Here is an 11761-nt window from a genome sequence, read left to right on the forward strand (position 1 = left end):
GGAGCTCGGCGGCAAGTCCCCCTGCGTGGTGTTCGCCGATGCGGACGTGGACGCCGCTATCGACTCAGCCCTGTTCGGTGTCTTCTCCCTCAACGGTGAACGCTGCACCGCAGGCTCCCGCATTCTGGTGGAGCGTGCCATCTACGATGAGTTCTGCGGAAAGTACGCAGCCCGCGCCAAAAACATCGTGGTGGGCGATCCGCACGATCCGAAGACCGAAGTGGGGGCCCTGGTACACCCGGAACACTACGAGAAGGTCGCCTCCTACGTGGAGATCGGGAAATCCGAAGGCCGACTGCTGGCCGGCGGCGGACGGCCCGCAGGCCTTCCCGAGGGCAACTACATCGCACCCACAGTGTTCGCCGACGTCTCCCCCGACGCCCGGATCTTCCAGGAGGAGATCTTCGGACCCGTCGTCGCCATCACCCCGTTCGAGAACGATGACGAGGCCCTCGCCCTGGCCAACAACACGCGTTACGGCCTCGCCGCGTACATCTGGACCCAAAACCTGACCCGCGCGCACAACTTCTCCCAGAACGTCGAGGCCGGCATGGTGTGGCTGAACAGCCACAACGTCCGCGACCTGCGCACCCCGTTCGGCGGCGTGAAGGCTTCGGGCCTGGGCCACGAGGGTGGCTACCGCTCCATCGACTTTTACACCAACCAGCAGGCAGTGCACATCACCCTCGGCACCGTCCACACCCCCAAGTTCGGCAGCATCGAAGACTCCGCCGCCAACGAGGGCTAACCCCCTCCCCCTTCACAAAACTCAAGAACCTGCTCGAAGAAGAGAGACCATGATGACCGACTTTGTTCCGACCCCTTCAGCCCCGGCACCGGACATCGTCCGCTGCGCCTACATGGAGATCGTGGTCACCGACCTCGCCAAATCCCGCGAGTTCTACGTGGACGTCCTGGGCCTGCACGTCACCGAAGAAGACGAGAACGCGATTCACCTGCGCTCCCTGGAAGAGTTCATCCACCACAACCTGGTGCTCCGCAAGGGACCCGTCGCCGCCGTCGCCGCGTTCGCCTACCGGGTGAAGTCCCCCGCCGAGGTGGACGCCGCCGAGGCCTACTACCGCGAGCTCGGCTGCCGGGTTGAGCGCCGCAAAGGCGGCTTCACCAAGGGCGTGGGCGATTCCGTCCGCGTGGAGGACCCGCTGGGCTTCCCGTACGAGTTCTTCTACGACGTAGAGCACGTGGAACGCCTCACCCAGCGCTACGACCTCTACTCCGCCGGCGAACTGGTCCGCCTGGACCACTTCAACCAGGTCACCCCGGACGTCCCCCGCGGCCGGGCCTACCTGGAGGACCTCGGCTTCCGCGTCTCCGAAGACATTAGGGATTCCGACGGCGTCACCTACGCCGCGTGGATGCACCGCAAGCAGACAGTCCACGACACCGCCCTGACCGGCGGCAACGGCCCCCGCATGCACCACGTCGCCTTCGCCACCCACGAGAAGCACAACATCATCCAGATCTGCGACAAGATGGGCGCCCTGCGCATCAGCGACCGGATCGAACGCGGACCCGGCCGGCACGGCGTCTCCAACGCGTTCTACCTCTACATCCTGGACCCGGACGGCCACCGCATCGAGATCTACACCCAGGACTACTACACCGGCGACCCCGACAACCCCACCATCACCTGGGACGTCCACGACAACCAGCGCCGCGACTGGTGGGGCAACCCCGTCGTCCCCTCCTGGTACACCGAGGCTTCCCTGGTCCTGGACCTGGACGGCAACCCCCAGCCCGTCATCGAACGCACCGACGCCTCCGAAATGGCCGTCACCGTCGGCGCCGACGGCTTCTCCTATACCCGCAAGCCAGGCGAGGGTGCTGAACCCGAGGGCTTCAAGCTTGGCGCGCAGCTCTAGCCATGCTGGATGCCACGACGATTGAGGCGATCGCGGACGAGCTGGTGGAGGCCGGCCGGACCCGGACCCCGGTTCCGCGACTGACGGCCCGCTACCCGGGCATGACCGTGGAGGACTCCTACGCGGTGCAGCAGTTGTGGCGGCGCCGCAACGAGGAGGCCGGCCGGACCCTGGTGGGCCGCAAAATCGGCCTCACGTCCAAGGCCATGCAGGATGCCACCGGAATCACCGAACCGGACTACGGCGCCATCTTCGCTGACATGGTCCTCGAAACCGGCTGCTCAGTGGAGTGGGACCAGTACACCCATCCGCGGGTGGAGGTGGAGCTGGCGTTCGTGTTGAAGGACGGGCTGAAGGGTCCCGGCTGCACCATTTTCGACGTCCTGAACGCCACCGACTACGTGGTTCCGGCCCTCGAAATCCTGGACTCCCGGATCGAGATGGAGGGCCGGACCATCGTGGACACCATCTCCGACAACGCAGCAATGGGCGCCATGGTGGTCGGCGGCCGCCCGGTGAAGCCGGACGCCGTGGACCTGCGCTGGGTCTCCGCCATCCTCTACAAGAACCAGACCGTGGAGGAAACAGGCGTGGCGGCCGGGGTCCTGGACCACCCGGCCAACGGGGTGCACTGGCTGGCCAACAAGATCGCTGCCCACGGCGACAGCATGAAGGCCGGCGACATCATCCTGGCCGGCTCGTTCACCCGCCCCCTCTGGGTCTACAAGGGAGATACCGTCCACGCCGACTACGGACCCCTCGGGAGTGTCACATGCCGCTTCGAATAGAAGACACCTTCCGCGACGCCCTCGCCACCGCCAACCGGCCGCTGGCCGGGATGTGGGTATGCTCCGGCAGCCCGCTCATCGCCGAACTCTGCGCCGGCTCCGGCCTGGACTGGCTCCTGGTGGATGCCGAGCACAGCCCCAACGGGCTCGCATCCATCCTCGCCCAGCTCCAGGCCATCCACGGCTACCCGGTCCGTACCCTGGTCCGCCCTCCCGTGAATGACACCGTGATCATCAAGCAGTACCTGGACCTCGGCGTGCAGAACCTGCTCATCCCCATGGTCAACTCTGTGGGAGAGGCCGAGGCGGCGGTAGCGGCAACCCGCTACCCGCCCCAAGGCGTCCGCGGCGTCGGGTCAGCGCTGGCCCGCGCCGCCCGCTGGAACCGGGTCCCGGACTACCTCGCCCGAGCGAATGAGACCATCAGCGTCACCGCGCAGGTCGAATCATCGGCGGCGGTCGACGCGGTGGAGGACATCCTGAAAGTCGACGGCGTCGACGCCATCTTCGTCGGGCCCTCCGACCTCGCCGCGTCCATGGGCCTGCTCGGACAGCAGGAACACCCCGAGGTGCGCGCCGCCGTCGAACACTGCCTCGCCGCCGCCACGGCGGCCGGCAAACCCGCCGGCGTCAACGCCTTCAACCCCAGTACCGCAAGCCACTACCTGAACAACGGCGCCAACTTCATCCTCGTGGGCGCCGACGTCGCCCTCCTCGCCAGAGGCTCCGAAGCCCTCGCCGCCCAATACATCAAGGCCACCGACGGCGACACCCCCACCAGCTACTGACTGCGGTTGAGCCGGGCAAGGTTAGGGAGTGGTTGGGGAGCGACCCCTTGGACTACCCCACGGCAGGGGCCGCGGCGATCCGGCCGGTGAACTGTCGGCGGGCCCGGCGGATAAGCTTTTTGCCCTTGCCCTTCCAACACCGAGCGATCAGGACCGTCAGGCCGCAGGCGATGATGGACGCAACGGCAGCACGAGCAGTGAGTACTCGTCTTTCCGATCAGGACGTTCCCCGGTACTCAAATGAGCAGTGCCTTGCGAACGTCAGCCGCGGAACCGGCACCTCCTGCCCCTGATGAGGAGACCCTTCCGGCCGAGAGGACGTAATAGCTGTCCGCGGCCTGCAGGGCAAAGCCGATGTGCTGCTCCACCAGGAGGATGCTCATTCCGTTGCGCTGGGAAAGCGTCATGATGGTTGCTTCTATCTCGGCCACGACGTTTGGCTGGATGCCTTCGGTGGGTTCGTCGAGGATCAGCAGGCGTGGGTCCGTGATGAGTGCCCGCGCGATGGCCAGCTGCTGCCGCTGGCCTCCGGAGAGCAGCCCGGCCCGCCGCGCCAATAGTGGCCGGAGCGCCGGAAACATGTCCAGGGCCTCCGCTACGCGCCCTGCGCCGTTCCTGCGCCCGTCCGCCACCAGCTGCAGATTCTCCAGGACGGACAGCTGCCCGAAGGACTGCTGGCCCTGCGGCACATACGCCATCCCACGGTCCACCCGCCGGTGTGGGCGGAGTGCCGCGATGTCCTCCCCATCCAGCCTGATGTGCCCGGCGGTGGGTTTGAGAAGTCCGACGACGGCGCGCAGGAGCGTTGTTTTGCCGGCACCATTGTGCCCCAGGACGGAGACGACGGCTCCGTCCGGGACCGTCAGGCTTACCCCGGAGATTACCTGCGTACGGCCGTAACCGGTCTGCAGTTTTTCAATTTCAAGCATTGGTAGCTTCTCCCGAGGACCCCAGGTAGACGTCCTGCACCTTTTTGTCCGCCTGCACCTGCGCCACACTTCCCTCACTGAGAACCTTGCCCGCTGCCAGGACAGTGACCGACGTTGCGAACTCCCGGACGAATTCCATGTCGTGTTCAATGACCAGTGTGATGCGGCTGGCGGCAATCCGGCGCAGCAGCTCCCCGGTTTCCGCGCGCTCGTCCTGGCTCATCCCGGCGATTGGCTCGTCCAGGAGGAGAAGGTCCGAATTCTGAACGAGGAGCATGCCGATCTCCAGCCATTGCTTTTGGCCGTGAGCGAGGATCCCCGCCTTCTTCCCGGCCGCGCCCTCCAGTCCACTGATTTCCAGCGCTTCTTCCACCGCCGGTTCCACGGTCTTGCGGCCCCGAAGCATTCGAAGCGGGCCGCGGCCGGCACCGGACGCGATGTCGAGGTTTTGGAGTCCGGATAGATTCTCAAAAACACTGGCGGTCTGAAACGTACGCCCTACGCCCAGCCGGGCGATCTGATGCACTTTTCGTCCGAGGATTTCCGTGCCGGTGTGGTTCACTGACCCCGTGGCCGGTACCAGGCCGGTGATCGCATCGATCACGGTGGTCTTCCCGGCACCGTTGGGGCCGATCAGGAACCGCAGGTCGCCCTGGATCACGTCGAGGTTGACGTTGTCCACGGCGAGGAACCCGTCAAAGGAGACCGACAGGTCACGGACTTCAAGGTACTTCGCCCGGCCGTGGCGCAGCCCTCCGGCGCGCGGCTCACCGTCCGGGAGCAGGGTGGGCATGGTCATCTGCGGGCCTCCTCAGGCATGGTCACTTTTTCTTCAGCTTCCGGCGTTGCCGCCTGGGCCGCCGGGGCCGGGGTTCCCGGCGTTGCCGTCATTGATGCTGTGCGGGGCCTGCGCTGCCTGCCCAGGAGCGCGGGCAAAGAGGCCAGCCCTCCCGGCATGAACCCGATGACCAGGACAAACAACAGGCCCTGGAAGTACACCCAGAAGGAGGGAAAGGTGGAGGACAGTGCGGACTGGGCGGCGGCGACGCTGACAGCACCAAGGACTGGCCCCAGAAGCGTGGCACGGCCGCCGATAGCAACACCGATGAGGAAGGCGATGGAAGGGATCACGCCTACGTCAGCCGGTGAAATGATTCCAACGAGCGGGACAAATAAGGCACCCGCAATGCCTGCCAACACAGCGGCCACCACATAGGTAACCGTTTTGATGGTGGCCGGGTCATACCCGAGGAAGCGGACCCGTTCCTCCTGGTCCCGGACCGCAACCAGCAGCTCGCCAAACCTGCTGTGCATCAGCTGCCGGGCAAGGGCTATGGACAGCAGGAGGACTACCGCCGCGATCAGGTACAGCATCACCTTGTTGCTCGGGTCCTTCAGGTCGAAGCCGAAAAATGACCGGAACCCGCTGAGTCCGTTTGAACCACCGGTGGTGGCCTGTTGCCCGATCAGGAATACCGCGAAGGCAGCCGCCAGCGCTTGGCTCAGTATTGCGAAATACGCGCCTTTGACACGGCGTTTGAAGACTGCCAGGCCAAGGACAAGGGCCACCAGCCCCGGTATCAGCACCACCGCCAGCAACGTTACGGCGGGGCTCCGGAACGGTTCCCACCAGCCGGGCACCTCGCCGCTGCCGTAAAGGGACATAAAGTCCGGAACCCCGGAGCCGCCGAAGAGCGAGGCGTCCGCCAGCTTCATATGCATGGCCATGATGTAGGCGCCAAGCCCAAAAAACACCCCCTGGCCCAGGGTCAGCATGCCGCCGCGTCCCCAGGCCAGGCCGATGCCGACCGCCACAATAGCAAAGCAGAGGAACTTCCCCAGCAGGCCCAGGCTGAAGGCCGGAAGCACCGCGGGTGCAACCACCAGCAGCAGGACTGCCCCGAGGGCGAATCCGGCCGCAGTACCAATTCGTCCTCGCAGCAGGCCCCTCATGCCAGGCTCCTTGTCTTGAGGCTGAAGATGCCCTGCGGCCGAAGCTGGAGGAACACCACGATCACGACCAGGATGAGGACCTTGCCGATGCTTGCCGTCGTCGAGTACTCGAAGACAGACTGCAGCACCCCCAAGGCGAAGGCCGCGATGACAGCCCCCTTGATCTGGCCTATGCCGCCGGCCACTACCACCAAGAAGGCATCCACAATGTAGTTGGTGCCGAGGTAGGGGCTGGTGGAACCGATGAGGGTGACGGCGACACCGGCTACTCCGGCCAGGCCGGAGCCGATGAAGAACGTCAGCTGGTCGCTGCGTCGGGTTGAGACGCCGCTGGTTTCTGCCAGGTCCCTGTTCAGCACCACGGCCCGGATGCGACGCCCCAGCGGCGTAGCCCTGAGGAGAAGGACCAGGCCGGCCAGGCACACCAGCGAGAGTGCCAGGATAAAGAGCCGGGTCAGCGGGATCGGTGCGCCCAGCACCTCGATGTTTCCCTGCAGCCAGGCCGGCGCGCGCACGTCCACGCTGGGGGCGCCGAAGATGTCCCGCGCGGCCTGCTGCAGAATGAGCGCCACCCCGAAGGTGACCAGGAGCGTGTCCAGTGGCCGGTGGTACATGCGGCGCAACAGCACCGCCTCGAGTACCAGCCCCAGGACACCGCCCACCAGGAAACCCGCGGGAACGGAAACCAGCAGTGAAACGCCGGCATCGGAGATGGCCTGCTGGACCACGAAGGCTGTGTACGCCCCGGCCATCATGAACTCGCCGTGGGCCATGTTGATGACCCCCATCTGGCCGAAGGTCAACGACAGTCCCAGTGCTGCCAGGAGCAGCACGGAGCCGAGGCTGAGTCCGGCGAACATCTGCCCTATCAGGAGTTCCATTCCAGCAGGCCTTTCCTCGGTGTTTTCGGCGGCCGTTACTTGGCCAGGTCCTTTGCCCAGTCGTAAGTGGCCAGGAAAGGATCTGGTTCAACTGCCTCCGGCGAGGACCAGACGGTGTCGATGAGCCCCTCCGAATTTATTTTCCCGATCCGGGGGGTCTTGGTGATGTGGTTGTTTTCCCCGTTGACCGTCACCAGTCCCTCGGGCGCTTCGAAGGTCACGCCGTCCGCGGCGGCCTGTACCTTGTCCACCTCAAAGGACCCGGCCTTCTCCACCATGGCTTTCCATAGGTACAGGGAGGTGTAGGCGGCTTCCATGGGGTCGCTCGTTACGCGCTCAGCGCCGAACTTCGCTTTGAAGGCGGCAACGAACTTTTTGTTGGCCGGGGTATCCAGGGTCTGGTAGTAGTCCCAGGCGGTCAGCTGGCCTTCCACATTATCCAGGCCGACGCCGGGAACTTCCTCCTCGGCGATGGAAACTGAGACCACGGGCATGGTGTCCGCTGTCAGGCCAACGCTCTTGTACTGGCGGAAGAAGGCCACATTGCTGTCGCCGTTGAGGGTGTTGAAGACCGCATCGGCTTTGGAGTCCCGGACCTTGTTAACAATGGTGGAGAATTCCGTGGAGCCGAGCGGGGTGTATTCTTCGCCAAGTATTTCGATGCCCTTGGCGGCGGCGTAGGCCTGGATGATTTTGTTGGCCGTCCGCGGGAAGACATAATCGCTGCCAACCAGAAAGAGTGACTCGGTTCCTTGCTCGGCCAGGTAATCCAAAGATGGAATGATCTGCTGGTTGGTGGTGGCCCCGGTATAGAAGATGTTCTTGGATGCTTCCAGGCCTTCATATTGCACGGGGTAGAACAGCAGCGCGTCGTTGGCTTCGAACACCGGCAGCATCGCTTTCCGGCTTGACGACGTCCAGCCGCCGAATACCGCGGCAGTGCAATCCTGCTGAATCAGTTTCCCTGCGCGCTCGGCAAATTTGGTTGGTTCGCTGGCGCCGTCCTCACTGACCACCTGCAATTGTTTGCCGAGGACACCGCCGGAAGCATTTATCTCCTCGGCAGCCAGGGTCAGGGAGTCGAAGACGGTGCTCTCGCTGATGGCCATGGTGCCGGACAGAGAGTTGATGAACCCCACTTTGATGCTGCTGCCCGACGTGTCCACGCAGGAAGTACCGGTGCTGGCGGTGGAGCCGGCTGATGCCGGATCTGCGATCTGGCTGCCGCAGCCCACCAGCACCGTGGCCATGGCGGCCGCCGCCAGGGGGAGGAAAGCGCGTTTATTAACCGAAACCCTCATGTGTACCTGCTTCTCACTCCGCCGCTGCGTGGGCAGCGGCTCGCCTCCGGGGTCCTGGAAAGTAACCCCTTGCGATGAATGTAGGAGCGGATTGTTTCGCCTGTTGCGATGGTGGGTTTCGAAACCGTTTCGTCCCTGCTCCCCGTTGCCGCCCGGGCTCTGTGGACTGCCGAAAATGCGGACGAATGCGGGAAAAGCGGGGGAAGGAAAGTTAACTTACGGGAAACGTGGAGCGGCGTAACGTTGGCCCGCCGGCCGGACATAAACCAGCGCGTCGTCGATGATTGAGCCTGACCCGCGGCTTCACGGGCCGGCGGGAGCTACTGTCCGAGCGCCCGGGGCCGCCAGAGCACCACAGCCTGTGAGCGGGGACGAGGGCGCTGGCCGCGTGCCAGGCTCACCACGTCGCCCGCTGCGCCCGCCGCAAAGATTCGTGAGTCAAAGGGCTGCGGGCGCCGGCTGAGTTCCTCGGTGAGCTCGGAGACCCGGCGCTGAAGGGCAGCCACCTGGTTCTCCAGTTCGAGAATCCGCTTGATGCCCTCCAGCGAGACGCCTTCCTGTGACAGCCGCTGCACCTCGCGCAGCATGGTGATGTCCCGCTGGGAGTATCGGCGGGACTTGCCCGGCGCACGGCTGGGCGAGACGATGCCCATCCGGTCGTACTGCCGGAGTGTCTGGGGGTGCATGTCCGCCAGTTCAGCCGCCACCGAGATCACAAAGATAGGCAGATCTGAGTTGATGTCCACGGCTCACCCCGCTGCTAAAGCCGGGCCTTGGCGGCCAGGCCCTCTCGGACGTCTGATCCGGCCGTGGCATCGGCGAACGCCTTCACTGCTGCTTCAGCTTCCTTGTTCATGTTCTTGGGCACGGCGACGTCGATGGTCACCAGCAGATCGCCGGCCCCCTTGGACGTCTTCACGCCCTTGCCCTTCACCCGGAGGGTACGGCCCGACGGCGTACCGGCCGGGACGCGGACCCGCACCTTTTCACCCTCGATGGTGGGAACTTCGATGTCCGCGCCCAGCGCAGCCTCGGGGAAGGTGACGGGAACGTGGATACGCAGGTTGTCGCCGTCGCGCGTATAGAACGGGTGGGGCTGGACCGAAACGGACACCACCAGGTCGCCATTGCCGGCGGCACCGGGCTGGCCCTTGCCGCGGACGCGGACTTTCTGGCCGTCCTTGATGCCTGCGGGCACACGGACGTCGATGACCTCACCGCTGGGTTCCCGCAGCCCGATGGTGGTGCCGCGGATGGAACCCGCGAAGGAAATACTCGTGGAGGCAGTGCGGTCAGCGCCCTTCTGCGGGGTCCGCTGGAAACCTGTCTGCCCAAAGCCGCCGCCGAACAGGTCCGCGAACTCCGGCGGGATGCCTCCTGCAGCGGGGTTGAACCCGCCGGCGTGGCGTCCGGTGTTGCCCGTGAACAGTCCACCGAACATGTCCTCGAATCCGCCGTTGCCGGCACCGGCGCCGCCGGGAGCGAAGCGTGCTCCGCCGCCCATGGCCCGGATAGCGTCATACTGCTGGCGCTCTTCGGGATCGGAAAGTACAGAGTAAGCCTCGGAGATGTCCTTGAACTTCTTCTCGGAAGCAGAGTTCCCCGAGTTCGTGTCAGGGTGGTGCTGCCTGGCCAGCTTCCGATAAGCCTTCTTGATGTCGGCGTCGGAAGCGTCCTTGGCGATACCAAGGATCGCGTAAAAGTCCTTGTCCACCCAATCCTGGCTAGCCAATGGCGTTTCCTTTCAAGTCTTCTAACTAACAGCTCTGCGCGGCACAGGGGCCCCCGCCCCTACGCGTGGCCGGGGCCCCTGTACCGCTCCGAGCTTTGTGGTTACCTCACCTTAGGCGAGATAACCGCCCCCTATCCGGCGTAGCGCCAAGCCAACCCGGACTAAGCCGGAACAGCCACAATCACCTGCGCGGCCCGGAGGACGCGGTCGCCCGACTTGTATCCGGAGCGGAGGACCTGGCTGACGGTGTCAACGTCGATGTCCTCGCCGGGCTGCTGGATGAGGGCCTCGTGGATCGTGGGGTCGAACTCCACACCGGTCTCATCGATGCGTGCCAGGCCGTAGGTACTCAGTGCGTTCTCCAGCTTGGTGGCGATCGCAGCGAAGGGGCCGTCGGTGAGGTCGCCATGCTGGCGGGCGGCGTCGACGTCGTCCAGGACCGGAAGCAGGGAGTTCAGGACGCCGATGACGGCCATCTCCCCAGCCACCGCGCGGTCGCGCTCGACGCGCTTGCGGTAGTTGACGTACTCGGCCTGCAACCGAAGAAGGTCGTTCTTCAGCTCGGCCGCCTCAGCGGTGGTCGAACCTGCCGGAACCCCCTGGGCCACGGATTCCTCAGCCGGCACCTCGACGCCGTTGAGGATTTCCTCGGCCTGGGCCAGCGCGTCGCCGTCAGACTCCGCTTCGGAGCCGTCACCCGGGGCGGACTGGGCGCCCTCGGGGTGTCGGGCCTGCCCGGTCACCGGGTCAACCTTGCGGTTGTCCCTGATGACCGGTTCCTGGTGGCCGTTGCCCTGCTGCTCCTGGAGGTGCTCTTCACGGGGTGACGTGTTGTGCTCTTCCTCGTTACCGTGGTGCGGCATGGTTACTTCTTCGCTTCGTCTTCGTCGATGATCTCGGCGTCGACGATGTCCTCGTCGGCAGCCTTCTCCCCGCCTGCGGCACCTGCGGCGCCTTCAGCACCTGCGGCACCGGTAGAGCCGTTGGGGGAACCAGCCTGGGCGTAGATGGCCTCGCCCAGCTTGCCCTGGGAAGCCTGCAGCTTCTCGAAGGCAGCCTTCACCGCCGCGTCATCCGTGCCTTCGAGTGCCTTCTTGAGGTCGTCGACGTCGGCCTGGACCTCGGTCTTGACCTCTTCAGGCAGCTTGTCGGCGTTGTCCGCGATGAGCTTGTCCACCGAGTAGGCGAGCTGCTCAGCGGTGTTGCGGGTGTCGGTGGCCTCGCGGCGCGCCTTGTCCTCGGCTGCGTGCTCCTCGGCATCGCGGATCATCCGGTCGATGTCTTCCTTGGAGAGGCTGGAGCCGCCCGTGATGGTCATGGACTGTTCCTTGCCGGTGCCCTTGTCCTTCGCGGAGACGTGGACGATGCCGTTGGCGTCGATGTCGAAGGTGACCTCGACCTGCGGGACGCCGCGCGGAGCCGGGGCGATGCCGGTCAGCTCGAACGTGCCCAGCGGCTTGTTGTCACGGGTGAACTCGCGCTCGCCCTGGAAGACCTGGATGGCCA

General features: G+C 65.2%; 13 protein-coding genes. 4 read left to right on the plus strand and 9 right to left on the minus strand.

The window, feature by feature from the left end; all coding sequences use genetic code 11:
* The 4 genes from AC5RWX_RS24775 to AC5RWX_RS24790 form a co-directional block, all read left to right on the plus strand.
* Positions 1–748, plus strand: a 748-nt coding sequence (locus AC5RWX_RS24775; RefSeq protein ID WP_494098938.1) for an aldehyde dehydrogenase family protein, incomplete at its 5' end; no start/stop codon positions are given.
* A 52-nt stretch (positions 749–800) separates the two neighbouring features.
* Positions 801–1883 carry a 3,4-dihydroxyphenylacetate 2,3-dioxygenase gene (hpaD, locus tag AC5RWX_RS24780; RefSeq protein WP_494098950.1) on the plus strand — a complete coding sequence of 361 codons (1083 nt, stop codon included), beginning with the start codon at positions 801–803 and terminating at the stop codon, positions 1881–1883.
* Between the two features lie 2 nt (positions 1884–1885).
* Positions 1886–2671, plus strand: a complete 786-nt coding sequence (gene hpaH, locus AC5RWX_RS24785) for a 2-oxo-hept-4-ene-1,7-dioate hydratase (protein ID WP_494098939.1) — start codon at positions 1886–1888, stop codon at positions 2669–2671.
* Positions 2656–3459, plus strand: a complete 804-nt coding sequence (locus tag AC5RWX_RS24790) for an HpcH/HpaI aldolase family protein (RefSeq protein ID WP_494098940.1) — start codon at positions 2656–2658, stop codon at positions 3457–3459. The genes hpaH and AC5RWX_RS24790 overlap by 16 nt, the downstream gene beginning before the upstream one ends.
* A 236-nt stretch (positions 3460–3695) precedes the next feature.
* Here the strand turns inward: AC5RWX_RS24790 and urtE are convergent, their stop codons facing one another.
* From urtE to AC5RWX_RS24835, 9 genes are all read right to left on the minus strand, one after another.
* The gene (urtE, locus tag AC5RWX_RS24795) at positions 3696–4388 is read right to left on the minus strand and encodes an urea ABC transporter ATP-binding subunit UrtE (RefSeq protein WP_494098941.1); all 693 of its coding nucleotides are present in this window, start codon (positions 4386–4388) and stop codon (positions 3696–3698) included.
* On the minus strand, positions 4381–5187 hold the full coding sequence (gene urtD / locus AC5RWX_RS24800; protein ID WP_494098942.1) for an urea ABC transporter ATP-binding protein UrtD: 807 nt from the start codon (positions 5185–5187) through the stop codon (positions 4381–4383). The genes urtE and urtD overlap by 8 nt, the downstream gene beginning before the upstream one ends.
* Positions 5184–6341 carry an urea ABC transporter permease subunit UrtC gene (gene urtC / locus AC5RWX_RS24805; protein WP_494098943.1) on the minus strand — a complete coding sequence of 386 codons (1158 nt, stop codon included), beginning with the start codon at positions 6339–6341 and terminating at the stop codon, positions 5184–5186. The genes urtD and urtC overlap by 4 nt, the downstream gene beginning before the upstream one ends.
* Positions 6338–7222, minus strand: coding sequence for an urea ABC transporter permease subunit UrtB (urtB, locus tag AC5RWX_RS24810; RefSeq protein ID WP_494098944.1), 885 nt, complete (start codon positions 7220–7222; stop codon positions 6338–6340). Before urtB ends, urtC begins: the two co-directional genes overlap by 4 nt.
* 35 nt (positions 7223–7257) lie before the next feature.
* A complete protein-coding gene (urtA, locus tag AC5RWX_RS24815) occupies positions 7258–8523 on the minus strand; it encodes an urea ABC transporter substrate-binding protein (protein WP_494098945.1) in 1266 nt (421 codons plus the stop codon).
* A gap of 320 nt (positions 8524–8843) precedes the next feature.
* Positions 8844–9269 (minus strand): heat shock protein transcriptional repressor HspR, encoded by a 426-nt coding sequence (locus AC5RWX_RS24820; RefSeq protein ID WP_494098946.1) that lies wholly within the window; start codon positions 9267–9269, stop codon positions 8844–8846.
* Between the two features lie 14 nt (positions 9270–9283).
* A complete protein-coding gene (locus AC5RWX_RS24825) occupies positions 9284–10255 on the minus strand; it encodes a DnaJ C-terminal domain-containing protein (protein WP_494098947.1) in 972 nt (323 codons plus the stop codon).
* 161 nt (positions 10256–10416) lie between these two features.
* Complete coding sequence (locus AC5RWX_RS24830) at positions 10417–11118, minus strand: nucleotide exchange factor GrpE (RefSeq protein WP_494098948.1); 702 nt, start codon at positions 11116–11118, stop codon at positions 10417–10419.
* Positions 11119–11120: 2 nt separating this feature from the next.
* Positions 11121–11761: Hsp70 family protein (locus AC5RWX_RS24835; RefSeq protein WP_494098949.1), on the minus strand; the 641-nt coding region annotated here is incomplete at its 5' end.

It is taken from the genome of Arthrobacter sp. SPT-J7, from assembly GCF_059089965.1.

Bases quoted from the DNA above. Each gene is read 5' to 3' on its own strand.
- urtE (WP_494098941.1), bottom strand. From the start codon at position 4,388: ATGCTTGAAATTGAAAAACTGCAGACCGGTTACGGCCGTACGCAGGTA.
- urtB (WP_494098944.1), bottom strand. From the start codon at position 7,222: ATGGAACTCCTGATAGGGCAGATGTTCGCCGGACTCAGCCTCGGCTCC.
- urtC (WP_494098943.1), bottom strand. From the start codon at position 6,341: ATGAGGGGCCTGCTGCGAGGACGAATTGGTACTGCGGCCGGATTCGCC.
- hpaD (WP_494098950.1), top strand. From the start codon at position 801: ATGACCGACTTTGTTCCGACCCCTTCAGCCCCGGCACCGGACATCGTC.
- AC5RWX_RS24830 (WP_494098948.1), bottom strand. From the start codon at position 11,118: ATGCCGCACCACGGTAACGAGGAAGAGCACAACACGTCACCCCGTGAA.
- AC5RWX_RS24790 (WP_494098940.1), top strand. From the start codon at position 2,656: ATGCCGCTTCGAATAGAAGACACCTTCCGCGACGCCCTCGCCACCGCC.
- urtD (WP_494098942.1), bottom strand. From the start codon at position 5,187: ATGACCATGCCCACCCTGCTCCCGGACGGTGAGCCGCGCGCCGGAGGG.
- urtA (WP_494098945.1), bottom strand. From the start codon at position 8,523: ATGAGGGTTTCGGTTAATAAACGCGCTTTCCTCCCCCTGGCGGCGGCC.
- hpaH (WP_494098939.1), top strand. From the start codon at position 1,886: ATGCTGGATGCCACGACGATTGAGGCGATCGCGGACGAGCTGGTGGAG.